Annotated in this window: 15 protein-coding genes and 1 tRNA gene; 9 read left to right on the top strand and 7 right to left on the bottom strand. The window is 58.9% G+C overall.

The window, feature by feature from the left end; genetic code table 11:
• Positions 1 to 12 precede the first annotated feature (12 nt).
• The 9 genes from tolR to nadA all read left to right on the top strand — a co-directional run bounded on the left by tolR (position 13) and on the right by nadA (position 7,211).
• The gene (gene tolR / locus ACWR1S_RS06505) at positions 13 to 465 is read left to right on the top strand and encodes a protein TolR (protein ID WP_161806672.1); all 453 of its coding nucleotides are present in this window, start codon (positions 13 to 15) and stop codon (positions 463 to 465) included.
• A complete protein-coding gene (gene tolA, locus ACWR1S_RS06500) occupies positions 465 to 1,547 on the top strand; it encodes a cell envelope integrity protein TolA (RefSeq protein WP_454562881.1) in 1,083 nt (360 codons plus the stop codon). The genes tolR and tolA overlap by 1 nt, the downstream gene beginning before the upstream one ends.
• A 17-nt stretch (positions 1,548 to 1,564) precedes the next feature.
• Complete coding sequence (gene tolB / locus ACWR1S_RS06495; protein WP_172828178.1) at positions 1,565 to 2,845, top strand: Tol-Pal system beta propeller repeat protein TolB; 1,281 nt, start codon at positions 1,565 to 1,567, stop codon at positions 2,843 to 2,845.
• A gap of 52 nt (positions 2,846 to 2,897) precedes the next feature.
• The gene (pal, locus tag ACWR1S_RS06490) at positions 2,898 to 3,395 is read left to right on the top strand and encodes a peptidoglycan-associated lipoprotein Pal (protein ID WP_003178634.1); all 498 of its coding nucleotides are present in this window, start codon (positions 2,898 to 2,900) and stop codon (positions 3,393 to 3,395) included.
• 6 nt (positions 3,396 to 3,401) lie between these two features.
• The gene (gene ybgF / locus ACWR1S_RS06485) at positions 3,402 to 4,235 is read left to right on the top strand and encodes a tol-pal system protein YbgF (protein ID WP_454562880.1); all 834 of its coding nucleotides are present in this window, start codon (positions 3,402 to 3,404) and stop codon (positions 4,233 to 4,235) included.
• Positions 4,236 to 4,401: 166 nt separating this feature from the next.
• A complete protein-coding gene (gene queE, locus ACWR1S_RS06480) occupies positions 4,402 to 5,049 on the top strand; it encodes a 7-carboxy-7-deazaguanine synthase QueE (RefSeq protein WP_007912722.1) in 648 nt (215 codons plus the stop codon).
• 1 nt (position 5,050) lies between these two features.
• Positions 5,051 to 5,743: a 7-cyano-7-deazaguanine synthase QueC gene (queC, locus tag ACWR1S_RS06475; protein ID WP_454562879.1), complete on the top strand. Its 693-nt coding sequence runs from the start codon at positions 5,051 to 5,053 to the stop codon at positions 5,741 to 5,743.
• Between the two features lie 62 nt (positions 5,744 to 5,805).
• Positions 5,806 to 5,881 (top strand) — tRNA-Lys (locus tag ACWR1S_RS06470).
• A gap of 271 nt (positions 5,882 to 6,152) precedes the next feature.
• Complete coding sequence (gene nadA / locus ACWR1S_RS06465) at positions 6,153 to 7,211, top strand: quinolinate synthase NadA (RefSeq protein WP_016773509.1); 1,059 nt, start codon at positions 6,153 to 6,155, stop codon at positions 7,209 to 7,211.
• 135 nt (positions 7,212 to 7,346) lie between these two features.
• On the opposite strand, the gene ACWR1S_RS06460 is transcribed toward nadA, so the two are convergent.
• The 7 genes from ACWR1S_RS06460 to ACWR1S_RS06430 all read right to left on the bottom strand — a co-directional run bounded on the left by ACWR1S_RS06460 (position 7,347) and on the right by ACWR1S_RS06430 (position 16,539).
• Positions 7,347 to 7,835 (bottom strand): RDD family protein, encoded by a 489-nt coding sequence (locus tag ACWR1S_RS06460; RefSeq protein ID WP_454562878.1) that lies wholly within the window; start codon positions 7,833 to 7,835, stop codon positions 7,347 to 7,349.
• A 97-nt stretch (positions 7,836 to 7,932) separates the two neighbouring features.
• Positions 7,933 to 8,145, bottom strand: a complete 213-nt coding sequence (locus tag ACWR1S_RS06455) for a cold-shock protein (RefSeq protein WP_003227496.1) — start codon at positions 8,143 to 8,145, stop codon at positions 7,933 to 7,935.
• Positions 8,146 to 8,548: 403 nt separating this feature from the next.
• Positions 8,549 to 9,673, bottom strand: a complete 1,125-nt coding sequence (gene gcvT, locus ACWR1S_RS06450; RefSeq protein ID WP_454562877.1) for a glycine cleavage system aminomethyltransferase GcvT — start codon at positions 9,671 to 9,673, stop codon at positions 8,549 to 8,551.
• Positions 9,674 to 9,769: 96 nt separating this feature from the next.
• Positions 9,770 to 11,146, bottom strand: a complete 1,377-nt coding sequence (locus ACWR1S_RS06445) for an L-serine ammonia-lyase (protein ID WP_053123066.1) — start codon at positions 11,144 to 11,146, stop codon at positions 9,770 to 9,772.
• 202 nt (positions 11,147 to 11,348) lie between these two features.
• Entirely contained in the window at positions 11,349 to 14,201 is a 2,853-nt protein-coding gene (gene gcvP, locus ACWR1S_RS06440) for an aminomethyl-transferring glycine dehydrogenase (protein ID WP_454562876.1), read from the bottom strand.
• 11 nt (positions 14,202 to 14,212) lie between these two features.
• Complete coding sequence (gene gcvH, locus ACWR1S_RS06435; RefSeq protein ID WP_454562875.1) at positions 14,213 to 14,596, bottom strand: glycine cleavage system protein GcvH; 384 nt, start codon at positions 14,594 to 14,596, stop codon at positions 14,213 to 14,215.
• A gap of 434 nt (positions 14,597 to 15,030) precedes the next feature.
• Positions 15,031 to 16,539: a sigma-54-dependent transcriptional regulator gene (locus ACWR1S_RS06430; RefSeq protein ID WP_454562874.1), complete on the bottom strand. Its 1,509-nt coding sequence runs from the start codon at positions 16,537 to 16,539 to the stop codon at positions 15,031 to 15,033.
• Between the last annotated feature and the right edge of the window lie 300 nt (positions 16,540 to 16,839).

Here is a 16,839-nt window from a genome sequence, read left to right as displayed (position 1 = left end):
CCAATGGCTTTAATCGCTCGAGCTCGCAAAAAGCGCAAGCCGGTTGCCGAGATGAACGTGGTGCCTTACATCGACGTGATGTTGGTGCTGCTGGTTATCTTCATGGTGACCGCGCCGATGCTCAATCAGGGCGTGAAAGTTGATCTGCCCAAGGTTTCCAGCGAAGCCTTGCCGCAGGACAACAACACTCAGGTCCTGACCATTTCGATCAAGGCTGACAAGACCTACTACTGGAACCTTGGCAGCGAAGTCGACACCGAGAAGCAACAGGACAGGGCCATGACCCTGCCGCAAATGACCGACGCGGTGACCAAAATCATTCGTGCCGGCACTGAAGGCGGCAAGCGTACCCAGGTCTTCATCCGCGGTGACAAAACCGTCGATTATGGTTCCGTCATGGGCGCCATGGGCGGGTTGCAGAAAGCCGGGGTCGGTAATGTTGGTTTGATTACCGAGGCCCCCTGATGCAGCAACAGCGAGAGCCGTCCGCCTCGGAAAGCTACTTCTGGCCTAGTGTTCTGGCAATTGTCCTGCACGTGCTGGTGTTCGGCATGCTGTTCGTCAGTTTTGCCTTTACACCAGAGCTGCCGCCGGCCAAACCGATTGTCCAGGCGACCTTGTACCAACTGAAATCGAAAAGTCAGGCAACCACCCAGACCAATCAGAAGATTGCGGGTGAGGCGAAGAAATCCGCCGCGCGCCAGACCGAAGTCGAGCAGATGGAACAGAAGAAGGTCGAGCAGGAAGAGATCAAGGCCGTTGCGGAACAAAAGAAAGAAGAAGCGGCTCAAAAAGCCGAGGAAGCCAAGAAGGCCGACGAGTCGAAAAAAGCGGACGAGGCGAAAAAGGCTGATGAAGCCAAAAAAGCCGATGAAGCCAAGAAGACCGCCGAAGCCAAGAAGGCCGAAGAGAAACAATTGGCTGATATAGCCAAGAAGAAATCTGAAGAAGAAGCGAAAAAGGCTGCTGAAGAAGAGGCCAAGAAAGCCGCTGCTGAAGAAGCCAAGAAGAAGATCGTCGAAGACGCGAAGAAGAAAGCCGCCGAAGACGCCAAGAAGAAAGCTGAAGCTGAAGAGGCGAAGAAGAAAATCGCCGACGAAGCGAAGAAGAAAGCTGCTGCCGATGCTGCGAAGAAGAAAGCGCAGGATGCGGCACGTAAATCGACCGAAGACAAAAAGGCTCAGGCCTTGGCCGATTTGCTTTCCGATACGCCGCAGCGCCAGCAGGCCTTGGCCGATGAGCAGGGCGACGAAGTTGCGGGCAGTTTCGATGACCTGATTCGTGCGCGAGCAGCAGAAGGCTGGGCCCGTCCACCTTCGGCACGCAAAGGCATGACGGTTGTGCTGCAGATCGGCATGTTGCCGGACGGTACGGTGACTTCGGTCAGCGTGGCCAAGTCCAGTGGCGATGGTCCGTTCGATGCTTCGGCAGTGGCAGCGGTCAAGAATATTGGACGTTTGACAGAAATGCAGGGAATGAAGCCGAGCGATTTCGCTCCGTATCGTTCATTCAAGATGACATTCACACCTGAGGATCTAGCCTTGTGAGAAACCTTCTTCGAGGAATGCTGGTCGTGATCTGCTGCATGGCAGGGATCGCGATGGCGGATGAAAAGAACATTCTGGTTACCAGCGGCAGCGATCGGGCTACTCCGATCGCCGTTGTACCGTTCGGTATGCAGGGCGGTGCCGTGCTGCCGGACGACATGGCTGAAATCATTGGTAACGATTTGCGCAACTCGGGCTACTACTCGCCGATTCCAAAGCAAAACATGATCAGCCAGCCAAGCCAGCCGAGCGAAATCATCTTCCGTGACTGGAAGGCGGTAGGCGCTCAGTACATGATGGTCGGCAGCATTGCTCCAGCCGGCGGTCGCCTGCAGGTGCAGTGGGCACTGTTTAACGTAGCCACCGAGCAGAAAGTGGCAGACGGCAGTGTTTCCGGTACTACCGAGCAATTGCGTGACATGGCGCACTTCATCTCCGACCAGTCGTTCCAGAAACTGACCGGTATTGAAGGTGCGTTCTCGACTCGCCTGCTTTATGTGACGGCTGAACGCTTCTCCGAGAAGAACACCCGTTACACCCTGCAGCGTTCGGACTATGACGGTGCGCGTGCGGTGACTCTGCTGCAATCGCGTGAGCCGATCCTGTCGCCGCGCTTCGCACCGGATGGCAAACGCATCGCCTACGTGTCGTTCGAGCAGAAGCGTCCGCGCATCTTCATGCAGAACATCGACACCGGTCGCCGTGAGCAGATCACCAACTTCGAAGGCCTGAACGGTGCACCGGCGTGGTCGCCGAATGGCGATCGCCTGGCGTTCGTCCTGTCGAAGGACGGTAACCCGGACATCTACGTGATGAACCTGGCTTCGCGTCAGATCACTCGCGTGACCGCAGGTCCTGGCATCAACACCGAACCGTACTGGGGCAAGGATGGTTCGACCATCTACTTCACCTCGGACCGCGGCGGCAAGCCTCAGATCTACAAAACCAGCGCCAGTGGCGGTGGTGCCGAGCGTGTGACGTTCATTGGCAACTACAACGCCAACCCGAAACTGTCGGCAGATGAAAAGACTTTGGTGATGATTCATCGTCAGGATGGCTTCACCAATTTCAAGGTGGCGGCACAGGATCTGCAGCGAGGTAGTGTAAAGATCCTCACTGATAGCACTCTGGACGAGTCACCTACTGTTGCGCCCAACGGCACCATGGTAATCTACGCCACCCGCCAACAGGGCCGGGGAGTCTTGATGCTCGTGTCCATTAATGGACGCGTTAGGCTCCCGCTTCCTACCGCTCAAGGCGAAGTCAGAGAACCGTCCTGGTCCCCTTACCTGAAGTGAGCGGGCGCTACACGTTTTACTTAACACACTGGGGTTCATTAGGAGTTTCACGATGGAAATGCTGAAGTTTGGTAAATTTGCTGCGCTGGCTCTGGCCATGGCTGTAGCTGTAGGTTGCTCGTCCAAAGGCGGCGACAACGCCGGTGAAGGCGCTGTTGATCCAAACGCTGGTTACGGCGCAAACACTGGTGCCGTTGACGGTTCCCTGAGCGAAGAAGCTGCTCTGCGCGCAATCACCACCTTCTACTTCGAATACGACAGCTCGGACCTGAAGCCAGAAGCCATGCGCGCTCTGGACGTTCACGCCAAAGACCTGAAAGCAAACGGCGCTCGCGTTGTTCTGGAAGGCAACACCGACGAACGTGGTACTCGTGAGTACAACATGGCACTGGGCGAGCGTCGTGCGAAAGCCGTTCAACGCTACCTGGTACTGCAAGGTGTTTCCCCAGCTCAGCTGGAACTGGTTTCCTACGGCGAAGAGCGTCCAGTTGCTACCGGCAACGACGAGCAGTCCTGGGCTCAAAACCGTCGCGTCGAACTGCGTAAGTAATTCGATATGCGAACGTGCCGTCGTGCTGTAACTGTTCTGGCTCTCAGTCTCGCGCCGCTTGCGGCGTGGGCTGCGGTTCCTGTGGTCGATGACAACTCCGGTTATAACAATAGCGGGAGCAGTTATCCGCCTGCAGGTTACGGTACGAACGGCGCCTATGCCGGGGGAGCGGCTTCGGCCCCTGCCTCGGCACAAGGCATGCTGTTCAACCAACTGCAACAAATGCAGGATCAGATATCGCGCCAGCAAGGTGTGATTGAAGAACTGCAGAATCAAGTTGCGCGCATGAAGCAGGAATCCCTGGAGCGATACCAGGATCTTGATCGGCGCATAGGATCCGGTGCTGCACCTGCCGCGACTCCTGAGAATTCTTCTGCCGGTGGCGGTGCAAGTGCTGCTGCCGGTGCTGCCGCTGGCGCCGGGGCTGCTGCCCAGGCACCTGCTGCAAGTAGCGAACCGGGTGATCCGGCCAAGGAAAAGCTGTATTACGATGCCGCTTTCGACCTGATCAAAGCCAAGGATTTCGACAAGGCCAGCCAGGCTTTTGCCGCTTTCCTGCGCAAATACCCGAACAGCCAATACGCGGGCAACGCCCAGTACTGGTTGGGTGAAGTGAATCTGGCCAAAGGCGATCTGCAAGGCGCAGGTCAGGCTTTCGCCAAGGTTTCGCAGCTGTATCCCAAGCACGCCAAAGTGCCGGATTCGCTGTACAAGCTGGCTGATGTAGAGCGCCGCCTCGGTCATACCGACAAGGTCAAAGGCATTTTGCAGCAGGTGGTGGCCCAATACCCGGGTACCTCTGCCGCTCAGTTGGCTCAACGCGATCTGCAACGCATGTAAGCAAGCTTGACCCGTTTGGAAGAAACCCGCGCTTGTCGCGGGTTTTTTCGTTAGAATTCACGCCCTTTTTCTGAAACACGCTTCTTGCGGTCTACGCGTTGGCGGGATTGCCTGAAGTGCCTGACGGAGGCGGACAGCCTGTTTAGCTGTTACGCCCGTGGCGACTATGCAAGACACATTGAGAATCACCGAAGTTTTCTACTCGTTGCAGGGGGAAACGCGGACTGCCGGGCTGCCCACGGTTTTTGTGCGCCTGACCGGTTGCCCTTTGCGTTGCCAATACTGCGACAGCGCCTACGCGTTCAGTGGCGGCACCGTGCGCACCCTCGACGATATCCTCGAGCAAGTGGCCGGATTTCGTCCGCGCTACGTCTGCGTCACCGGCGGCGAGCCGTTGGCACAGCCGAACGCCATTCCTTTGCTTAAACAGTTGTGTGATGCCGGTTATGAGGTCTCGCTGGAAACCAGCGGCGCCCTCGACGTCTCGGCGGTCGACCCGCGCGTCAGTCGCGTTGTCGATCTGAAAACGCCGGACTCGAAAGAAGCCCACCGCAACCGTTACGAGAACATCGAACTGCTGACGCCCAACGATCAGGTGAAGTTTGTCATCTGTTCGCGCGACGACTATGACTGGGCCGTCTCCAAGCTGATTCAGTACGGTCTTGATCGGCGCGCTGGCGAAGTGCTGTTTTCCCCAAGTCACCATGACCTCAATGCTAGGGATCTGGCGGATTGGGTGGTGGCAGACAATCTGCCAGTGCGGTTGCAGTTGCAGTTGCATAAATATCTGTGGAATGACGAGCCGGGGCGCTGATATGACCGAACAACTGAACACCACCGAAAAGCGTGCGGTCATCCTGCTGTCCGGTGGTCTGGACTCGGCCACCGTTGTGGCCATGGCCCGCGCCGAAGGCTACAGCTGCTACACCATGAGTTTCGATTACGGCCAGCGTTCTCATGCCGAACTGCACGCCGCTGCCCGCGTCGCCCGCGACCTGGGTGTGATCGAGCACAAGGTGATTGGCCTGAACCTCAATGGCATGGGCGGATCAGCCCTGACCGACACCAGCATCGACATCCCCGAAGCGCTGGGCGAAGGCATTCCAGTGACGTACGTGCCGGCGCGTAACACGGTGTTCTTGTCGCTGGCGTTGGGCTGGGCAGAAGTGCTCGGCGCGCGCGACATCTTTATTGGTGTCAACGCGGTGGATTATTCCGGTTACCCGGATTGCCGTCCCGAGTTTATCGAGTCGTTCGAGCGCATGGCCAATCTGGCGACCAAGGCTGGCGTGGAAGGCAATGGCTTCCGCATCCAGGCGCCGTTGCAGAACCTGAGCAAGGCGCAGATCGTCCAGGCCGGTGTGAAGCTTGGCGTTGATTATGGCCTCACCGTTTCCTGCTATCAGGCTGACGATGATGGCCGCGCGTGCGGTAAATGCGACAGCTGCCGCCTGCGCGCAGAGGGCTTCGCGGCCGCTGGTGTGGACGACCCAACACCTTATTTTTGATTATTTTCAAAAAGGTGTTGAATAGTCCTTAAAAATCAGTATTATACGCGCCACCACACAGCGGGTCGTTAGCTCAGTTGGTAGAGCAGTTGGCTTTTAACCAATTGGTCGTAGGTTCGAATCCCACACGACCCACCATATTTGGCGGTTTAGAAAATCCGGAAGGCCCACGAAAGTGAGGATTTCCGGGTTTTTTTTTGCCTGCAATTTGGCCATGCGTTATTTCACTACCCGCAGCGTTGACGCAGGTCAGAATCATCTTTTGTATCAACGGGATATTCTGTAGCCTTGCGCAGCTTCAATGCTGTCCGTGCCTGATAATACTCACTCTCCCGGCGGTACCCTCAAGCGGTCCGGAGCCGGGTGTATACTCGACTTTCGCGCGAACGCGCCTGCAGGTCTTGCGAACATGACGCAGATTTCCGAACGCCTTCTGGTTCAAGCCCACCTCGATGCCAAACAGCCTAAACCGCTGACCGCTGAGGAAGAGGCTTATTACCGTTCCGCCATCGCCGCCGAGCTCAAGGCTCAGGACGCGGTGCTGGTGGCCCACTTTTATTGCGACCCGGTAATTCAGGCTCTGGCCGAAGAAACCGGCGGTTGCGTCTCCGATTCCCTGGAAATGGCCCGCTTCGGCAATGCTCACCCGGCCAAAACCGTGGTGGTCGCCGGCGTGAAGTTCATGGGCGAGACCGCGAAGATTCTCAACCCGGAAAAACGCGTGCTGATGCCAACCCTCGAAGCGACCTGCTCGCTGGATCTGGGTTGCCCGGTCGATGAGTTCTCGGCGTTCTGTGATCAGCACCCGGAGCGCACGGTGGTGGTCTACGCCAACACCTCCGCAGCGGTTAAAGCGCGGGCTGACTGGGTAGTGACATCGAGTTGCGCGCTAGAGATCGTCGAAAGCCTGATGGACAACGGCGAGACGATCATCTGGGGCCCTGACAAGCATCTGGGCACCTACATTCAGCGCAAGACCGGCGCCGACATGCTGCTCTGGGACGGCGCGTGCATCGTTCACGAAGAGTTCAAGTCCAAGCAGCTCGAAGACATGAAAGCGCTGTATCCGGACGCTGCGATTCTAGTGCATCCGGAATCGCCAACGTCGGTGATCGAGCTGGCGGACGCCGTCGGTTCTACCAGTCAGCTGATTGCCGCTGCACAGTCGTTGCCGAACAAGACCCTGATCGTTGCCACCGACCGTGGCATCTTCTACAAGATGCAGCAGTTGTGCCCGGACAAGGTCTTTATCGAGGCGCCAACGGCCGGTAACGGCGCCGCGTGCCGCAGTTGCGCACACTGCCCGTGGATGGCAATGAACACCCTTGAGCGCACGCTCAAGAGCTTGAAGGAAGGCACGAACGAAATCTTTGTTGATCCGGCGCTTATTCCGCAGGCGATTCGCCCGTTGAAGCGCATGCTCGACTTCACCCAGGCGGCGCGGATGAAGCTGGCCGGTAACGCCTGAGGTCATTCAGGCAACGAATAAACCTGTAGGAGTGAGCCTGCTCGCGATAGCTGTGTGTCAGATAACAATTATGTTGACTGACACACCGCTATCGCGAGCAGGCTCACTCCTACAGTGATATTTGGCGTCTGGAAGTTATTGGGTCTTTTTCGGGAGTCGCACCACGCGGGTATCGGAATAGATGTCATGCCACGTACGCTTCTGCTTGTCGTACAGCGACCAGAAGAATCCCAGCCCTGCGCACGCCCACGACGCAATCGACACCATAAAGCGCAACAGCGCCTGCCACAGGCTGATCGCCGTGCCATCGGCGTTCTGCACGCGAATGCCCCACACCTGCATGCCCAGTGTCTGCCCGCCATGGGTCCAGAACTTGGCGAAGAATGCGAACAACACCAGCAGCAGCACGGTGGAGTAGAGCGGATCACCGTCCATTTTTCCGGCGTCGGTCAGCACGCGCAGGCGTTCCTCGCCGATGATCGCTGCCTGGATCAACTTGTAAACGAACCCAGTGACGATCAGCAGGGCAGTACACAGCAGAAAGTCATAGAACATCGCAGCCAGACGACGGCCCAGGCCAACGGCAGGAAAATCGCCCTGGGGAGTGAGCAGGTTTTTCGACATGGCAGCCTCTGGACGCAAATGGAAGCGCCATTTTACGGATTCGCGCGCACAAAAAAGCCCCTGATATCAATATCAGGGGCTTTTTCGTAACAGAAAATCAGGCTTCTGCTTGTACTTCGTCAGCCTGCATGCCTTTCTGGCCCTGTACAGCAACGAAGGTCACTTTCTGGCCTTCTTTCAGGCTTTTGAAGCCGTTGCCCTGAATGGCGCGGAAATGCACGAACAGATCCGGACCGCTTTCTGGAGTGATAAAACCAAAACCTTTCTCGTCGTTAAACCACTTGACGGTACCGCTCTGACGTGTGGACATTTCTTATTTCCTTTGACGCATAAATTGATGACAGTCTCTTTCTCATGAAAGAGTACTGGGGCTGGTTGCAGGAGAGTAAGAAGACGTCGAACGGGATGTAGCTAACTTGTAGGCTACTGCCCAGGTCACGATTCCAAGCTGACCCATGCAAACACAGTGGACAAACTCTACGCCAACTACGGGAGAAAAAACAAGCCCCGTGAAGGCCCCGGATTTGCTGCGCTTGCTGGCAGTTAGTCATTCCACTAGTGCGGCTTAGACGATTCGCTTGTTCAATTGTTTTCGAACGTTATAAGCAAAGTTCATATTCGAATCGATTGTTAGAAAATGCACTTTTTTGTGGCGATTGCGTGACACATTAGTGCACGCATTACGCAATCGCGTTACTTATAGAAACAGTCAATCAACCACGATAGTAGCGTTGTGGAACAAATGGCATTTTGCTTACAAGCATTTGCACCTTTTTCCCACGCACGATGGCCCAAACGGGTGTATCGAGCGTGACATAAGCGCTGTCGAGGTAACCCATTGCCAACGGTCCGCCCAAGGTCGGACCGAAACCGCCGCTGCACACGCTGCCAATGATTTCGCCGGCTTCGTTGACGATTTCTGCGCCTTCACGCACTGGCGTGCGTTCCTGTGGCAGCAAGCCGACGCGTTTGCGTGCGACGCCATTCTGTTGCTGGGCGAAAATGTTTTCCGCGCCCGGGAAACCGCCGGCCCGCGCGCCATCAGCGCGGCGAGGCTTGGACATTGCCCACAGCAGACTGGCTTCGATTGGCGTGGTCTCGGTGTTCATGTCGTGGCCATACAGGCACAGGCCGGCTTCGAGGCGCAGCGAGTCGCGGGCGCCGAGGCCGATGGCCTGGACTTCCGGTTCGGCGAGCAGGGCGCGCGCGAGTTTTTCCGCGTCGGCGGCCGGAACGGAGATTTCGAAACCGTCTTCACCGGTGTAGCCCGAGCGGCTGACGAAGCAGTCGACACCCAGCAGGCTGACACGGGCAAACTGCATAAAAGTCATTTTTTCAACGGAAGGTGCCAGGCGCGCCAGCACGGTGACCGCCGCCGGACCCTGCAATGCCAGCAGTGCGCGCTCTTCGAACAGCGCCGTAATGGTGCACTGATCGCCGATGTGTTTTTGCAGGTGAGCCAGATCCTGATCCTTGCACGCGGCGTTGACCACCAGGAACAGTTCGTCGTTGCCGAGGTTGGCGACCATCAGGTCATCAAGGATGCCGCCGTTGTCGTTGGTGAACATCGCGTAACGCTGCATGCCCACCGGCAGGTCGATGATGTCCACTGGCACCAGGGTTTCCAGGGCTTTGGCGGCGTTGGCACCGGTCAGGCGGATCTGGCCCATGTGCGAGACGTCGAACAGCCCGGCCTGTTCACGGGTGTGCTGGTGTTCTTTCATGACGCCGAGCGGGTATTGCACCGGCATGTCGTAGCCGGCGAAAGGCACCATGCGGGCGCCGAGTTCGAGGTGCAGAGCGTGCAGCGGGGTTTTCGACAATTGTTCGGTGGACATGCGTGGCTCCTTGAAAATTTGAGTTTGGGGGTAAGAGGCAAGATCAAGATCAAAAGCCCCTCACCCCAGCCCTCTCCCGGAGGGAGAGGGGGCTAATTAGCATTCGATAATGTTGACCGCCAGACCGCCGCGGGCGGTCTCTTTGTATTTGCTTTTCATGTCGGCGCCGGTCTGGCGCATGGTGCGGATGACTTTGTCGAGGGAGACGAAATGCTGGCCGTCGCCACGCATGGCCATGCGCACCGCGTTGATCGCTTTCACCGACCCCATCGCATTGCGCTCGATGCACGGCACCTGCACCAGTCCGCCAATCGGATCGCAGGTCAGGCCGAGGTTGTGTTCCATGCCGATTTCCGCCGCGTTCTCGACTTGTTGAACGCTGCCACCGAGCACTTCGCACAACGCGCCGGCCGCCATCGAACAGGCCACGCCGACTTCACCCTGACAGCCGACTTCGGCGCCGGAGATCGAGGCGTTTTCCTTGTAGAGAATGCCGATAGCCGCCGCAGTCAGCAGAAAGCGCACGACACCGTCGTCATTCGCGCCGGGGATAAAGCGCATGTAGTAATGCAACACCGCCGGAATAATCCCCGCCGCACCGTTGGTGGGTGCGGTGACCACGCGCCCGCCGTTGGCGTTTTCTTCGTTGACCGCGAGTGCGTAGAGATTGACCCAGTCGAGCACCGACAACGGATCGCGCAGCGCTGATTCAGGGTTTTTGCACAGTTGCCGATGCAGCGCCGCCGCGCGGCGTTTGACCTTCAAACCGCCGGGCAGGATGCCTTCGTTACGGCAACCGGCGGCGACGCAGTCCTGCATCACTTGCCAGATGTTCAGCAGCCCGGCGCGGGTTTCCGCCTCCGGGCGCCAGGCACTTTCGTTGGTCAGCATCACCTGGCTGATCGACAGACCGTAGGTGGCGCAATGACCGAGCAGGTCCTTGGCACTTTTGAACGGGAAAGTCAGCGGTGTGGCGTCTTCGACGATGCGGTCGGCACCGGCCGCGTCTTCATCGACGACAAAACCACCACCGACCGAGTAGTACTCGCGGCTGCGAATCTGCAGGCCCGCTGCATCGAAGGCGCGGAAGATCATGCCGTTGGGGTGATAGGCCAACGGCTTACGGATCATCGCCAAGTGTTCTTTCTCGTTGAACGCAATGCTGTGTTCGCCGAGCAGGTTGAGTCGAGCGTTGCCGCGAATCTCTTGCAGGCGCGCGGCGACGGTTTCGGTATCAACGGTGTCCGGGTGTTCGCCTTCGAGGCCGAGCAGCACGGCTTTGTCGCTGCCGTGGCCTTTACCGGTGGCGCCGAGGGAACCGTACAACTCGACGCGAACGCTGGCGGTGGCCGTCAGCAGATTTTCACGTCGCAGGCCTTCGGCGAAACGCGCAGCAGCACGCATCGGGCCGACGGTGTGGGAACTGGAGGGGCCGATGCCAATCTTGAACAGGTCGAACACGCTTAACGACATGAGTGGTTCTCCGGTTTCTTGTTATAGGAATTGGCGAAATATCAGGCTGGTTACATCTCCTGTGGGAGCGAGCTTGCTCGCGAAGGCGGAGTGTCAGTCACCATCAATGCTGGCTGACCTAGCGCTTTCGCGAGCAAGCTCGCTCCCACAGTGTTTTGTGGTGTTCTGGAGTAAGGGGCAGGTAAACCCGCCCCTCATTCAATTAAGCGTAGCTTTCGATCGACGGGCAGGCGCAGACCAGGTTGCGATCGCCGAAGACGTTGTCGACACGACCGACCGGTGGCCAGTATTTGCCTTCGATCAGCGACGTTACCGGGTACACGGCCTGCTCGCGGCTGTACGGGTGCGTCCACTCGCCAACCAGCTCTGCCGCGGTGTGCGGAGCGTTTTTCAGCGGGTTGTCGTCCTTGTCCAGCGTGCCGTTTTCCACCGCGCGGATTTCTTCGCGGATGCGGATCATGGCGTCGCAGAAGCGATCCAGTTCTTCCTTGGATTCGCTTTCGGTCGGCTCGATCATCAGCGTGCCGGCGACCGGGAACGACATGGTTGGCGCGTGGAAGCCGAAGTCGATCAGGCGCTTGGCGACGTCATCAACGCTGATGCCGCTGCTGTCTTTCAACGGACGCAGATCCAGAATGCACTCGTGCGCCACCAGACCGTTGCTGCCGGTGTACAGCACTGGGTAGTGCTCTTCGAGGCGACGGGAAATGTAGTTGGCATTGAGGATCGCCAACTGCGAAGCGCGCTTCAGACCGGCGCCACCCATCATGCGAATGTACATCCAGGTGATCGGCAAAATGCTTGCGCTGCCGAACGGTGCCGCGCAGACCGCGCCTTCCTTGCGTTCCATCTGGCCGTGGCCCGGCAGGAACGGCGTCAGGTGCGACTTGACGCCAATCGGGCCGACGCCCGGGCCGCCACCGCCGTGGGGGATGCAGAAGGTTTTGTGCAGGTTCAGGTGCGAGACGTCGCCGCCGAACTTGCCCGGTGCGCAGAGGCCGACCATCGCGTTCATGTTGGCGCCGTCGATGTACACCTGGCCGCCGTTGTCATGAATGATCCCGCAGATTTCGCGGATGCCTTCTTCGAACACGCCGTGGGTCGACGGGTAAGTGATCATCAGCGCGGCGAGGTGTTCGCGGTGCTCGATGGCTTTGGCGTGCAGGTCTTCGATGTCGACGTTGCCACGCGCATCGCACGCGGTCACGACCACACGCATGCCGGCCATGTTGGCGGTGGCCGGGTTGGTGCCGTGGGCGGACGACGGGATCAGGCAGATGTCGCGACGCTCATCGCCACGACTCTGGTGATAAGCGCGAATCGCCAACAGGCCTGCGTATTCACCTTGCGAACCGGCGTTCGGTTGCAGCGAGATCGCGTCGTAACCGGTGGCGGCGCAGAGCATCGCTTCCAGCTCAAAGGTCAGTTGCTGGTAACCGGCACTTTGCGCGGCCGGTGCGAACGGGTGCAGTGCACCGAATTCAGCCCAGGTCACCGGGATCATTTCGCTGGCGGCGTTGAGTTTCATGGTGCACGAACCCAGCGGGATCATGGTGCGATCCAGCGCCAGATCCTTGTCTGCCAATTTGCGCAGGTAGCGCATCAGCTCGGTTTCCGAGTGATAACGGTTGAACACCGGGTGGCTGAGGATTGGCGACTGACGTACCAGCGCAGCAGGGATGGTGCTTTGCACCGAGGCGGCGAGAGCAGCGAAGTCCGGCAGGGTCTTGCCGTCGGCGAACAGGCCCCACAGGATTTCGATATCAGCCTGCGTAGTGGTTTCGTCGACCGACAGGCCCAGACGCTGAGCGTCGATCACGCGCAGGTTGATCTGCGCAGCGTGCGCCTTGTCGTGCAGCGGGGCGGTGTTCGCGCCGGTGGCGACGGTCAGGGTGTCGAAGAAACTGGCTTGTTCGACTTTCGCGCCCAGCGCGGTCAGGCCCTTGGCCAGAATCGCGGTCAGGTGATGCACGCGGTTGGCGATCTGCGTCAGGCCTTTCGGGCCGTGGTAGACGGCGTACATGCTGGCGATGTTGGCCAACAGCACCTGCGCGGTGCAGATGTTCGAGGTGGCCTTCTCGCGACGGATGTGTTGTTCGCGGGTTTGCATGGCCAGACGCAGGGCCGGCTTGCCGAAACGGTCAACCGACACGCCGACCAGACGACCCGGCATGTCGCGCTTGAACGCATCCTTGGTGGAGAAGTAAGCGGCGTGCGGGCCACCGAAGCCCAGCGGCACGCCGAAACGTTGCGCAGAACCGATAGCGACATCGGCGCCGAACTCACCCGGAGCGGTCAGCAAGGTCAGGGCCAACAGGTCAGCGGCCACGGCCACCAACGCGTTGGCGGCGTGGAAGCGTTCGGTCAGTTCGCGGTAGTCGAACACATCACCGTTGCTCGCCGGGTATTGCAGCAGTGCGCCGAAGAACGGCGTCACGTCAGTCAGTTCACGCTCATCGCCCACTACAACTTCAATACCCAGCGGCTCGGCACGGGTGCGCAGCACGTCGAGGGTTTGCGGGTGGCTGTGGATCGAGGCGAAGAATTGGTGGCTGCCCTTGTTCTTGCTCAGGCGTTTGCAGAAGGTCATGGCTTCGGCAGCGGCGGTGGCTTCGTCGAGCAGGGAGGCGTTGGCGATCGGCAGGCCGGTGAGGTCGCTGATCATCGTCTGGAAGTTCAGCAACGCTTCGAGACGGCCTTGGGAAATTTCTGGCTGGTACGGAGTGTAAGCGGTGTACCAGGCCGGGTTTTCCAAGAGGTTGCGCAGGATCGGCGACGGCGTGTGACAGTTGTAGTAGCCCTGGCCGATGTAGGTCTTGAACAGCTGATTCTTGCCGGCGATGCCTTTGATCATCGCCAGGGCATCGGCTTCGCTGAGGCCGTCGTCCATGCCGAGCACGCTGGTGCCCTTGATGCTTTCCGGGATAACGCTGGCGCTCAGGGCTTCGAGCGAATCGAAGCCGAGGCTGTTGAGCATGGCTTGCTCGTCACCGGCGCGCGGGCCGATGTGACGGGCAATGAATTCGTTGGCGGTGCCGAGGTTGATTTGGCTCATGTCGGTATTCCTCAGGCTTCGGCTTGGGCTTTGATCAGACGGTCGTACGCGTCCTGGTCGAGCAGTTTGGCTACGGCCGAAGCGTCGCTTGGCTGGAAGCGGAAGAACCAGCCTTCGCCCAGCGGATCTTCGTTGACCAGTTCAGGGCTGCTGTCCAGCGCCGGGTTGACTTCCAGTACTGCGCCATCAAGCGGCATGTACACGCCGCTGGCGGCTTTTACCGATTCCACGGTGGCGGCTTCGGCGCCTTTGTCGTATGCCTGCAATTCAGGCAGTTGCACGAACACCACGTCGCCCAAGGCGTTCTGCGCGAAAGCGGTGATGCCGACAGTAACGCTGCCGTCAGCTTCGGTGCGCAGCCATTCGTGATCTTCAGTAAAACGCAACTCGCTCATGGAAACTCCTCAGGGGGCCAGACTCGTCTGGTGGACGCGGTGGAATAGTCGGGCGCGAAGGCCCTTATTTATGAGGGGTTGATTAGCAAGAATGTGGCCAATGTTGATTTATCGTTATAAATCAATGATTTGTGTTGTTTTTGTGTGTGGTGAGTGCTGACGTGTGTAGCGAAATCGATACAGCATGGAGCGAGGATAAAAGCTGAACGGGATCAAAGCCTTGCACAGCGGTGATCAGAAGAGGCTGTATCGATATCGTTCCGCTGTAGCGTTTTCAGTACAGGTGGAGGTCGTTTTTGAACGGATTTCGAATCCGCCACAAATAAATGTAGGAGTGAGCCTGCTCGCGATAGCGGTGTGTCAGACGTCGCAAATGTTGAATGTCAGACCGCTATCGCGAGCAGGCTCACTCCTACAGGGGATTCGTGGTGTGTTCAGGGTTTGTTGGGGATGCCGTACTTGCGCAGTCGATGGGCGATAGCGGTATGCGAAGTCTGCAGTCGGCTCGCCAGTTGGCGGGTCGAGGGGTAGCTGACGTAGAGTTTTTCCAGCAGCGCTTTTTCGAAGGATTCGACCGCTTGTTCGAGGCTGTCGACATCGCTGTCGGTTTGTCGCGCCACTGAGGTGCCAGCGATGTCGAGATCGCCGATATCGACCAGGCTGCTCTCGCAAATCGCCGCCGCACGGAAGATCACGTTCTGCAATTGCCGCACGTTGCCCGGCCAGCGGTTGCCGAGCAGGGCCGGGTAAGTTCCCGGGGCGAGGCGGCAGACCGGGCGCTGGATCTGCGCGCAGGCCTGCTGCATGAAATAACGCGCCAACAGCAAAATGTCCTGTCCGCGTTCACGCAGCGGCGGCACTTCAACGTTGAGCACGTTGAGGCGATAGAACAGATCCTCTCGGAACAAGCCTTCGCTGACCATTTTTTCCAGATCGCGGTGGGTTGCGCTGAGGATGCGCACGTTGACCTTCACTTCGCGATCACCGCCGACGCGGCGGAAGCTGCCGTCGTTCAAGAAACGCAGCAGCTTGGCCTGCAAGTACGGTGACATCTCGCCGATCTCATCGAGAAACACCGTGCCTTGGTTGGCCAGTTCCATCAGCCCCGGTTTGCCGCCACGCGCCGCGCCGGTGAAGGCGCCGGGGGCGTAGCCGAACAGTTCGCTTTCGGCGAGGTTCTCCGGTAGCGCTGCGCAGTTCAACGCCAGAAACGGCGCGCTGTGCCGCGCACTGATCGCGTGGCAGGCACGGGCGACCAGTTCTTTGCCTGTGCCGGTTTCGCCTTGAATCAACAGCGGCGCGTCGAGGGCAGCGACTCTTTGCGCGCGGGCCTTGAGGGTGCGGATTGCCGGGGATTCGCCGAGCAGCGCATCGAAACCTTCGGCGTGGTCGTGGTGCAGCGCCGAGAGTTGTTCGCCGATGCGGTTCGGTTGATACAAGGTCAGCAGAGCGCCGGCGTCAGTGATCGGCGTGGCGTCGAGCAGCAAGGTCTGGCCGTTGACGGTGATTTCGCGCAGTGGCAAACGGAAGCCGTGTTCGAGCAAGGTGTCGAGCAGGCCGGGATCGTTGAACAGTTCAGAGACGCTTTCACCCGCCGGTTCGCGGCCGTACAACGCGATCAACGCCGGGTTGGCCAGCAGCACCTTGCCGGCACTGTCGAGCGCCAAAACGGGATCGGTCATCGCCGCGAGCAAGGCATCGAGTTGCAGGTGTCGACGCTGGCCGGGGAGGATGTCGACCACGGTCACCGCTTCCACGCCGAGCACGCGAAACAACGCATCTTTCAGCTCTTCGAGCACTTGCGGGCTCAGGGTCGGCGCGTCGATATAGACGTTCGGCGGAATCATTTCCACCGCATCCAGATTGAGGTTGCGCCCACCGAGGATAGCCAGGACTTCCTGGGTGATGCCGACGCGGTCGATGAAGCTGACGTGGATACGCATGGGGCGGTTCAGTGATCTGCAGAGCGGAGGGGGGCAAGTATGCCTTGGGCTTGGAGAGAGGTGAAAGCAAAAGCACCCTCACCCCAGCCCTCTCCCGGAGGGAGAGGGGGCCAACCGAGGTGTCTTGAGCTCGACATCGACCTGAAACAACCAGTCGATTATGGATTCGGTAAAGCAGGCTCAGGTCGGCGTAACTCCGAAGCATCTCCCAATCAGTCCCCTCACCCCAGCCCTCTCCCGGAGGAAGAGGGGGCCAACCGAGGTGTCTTGAGCTCGACATCGACCTGAAACAACCAGTCG

The sequence above is a fragment of the Pseudomonas sp. AIG genome (assembly GCF_977020205.1).
The sequence above is the reverse complement of the archived record's forward strand: the minus strand, read 5'-3'. Positions and strand labels throughout refer to the sequence as shown.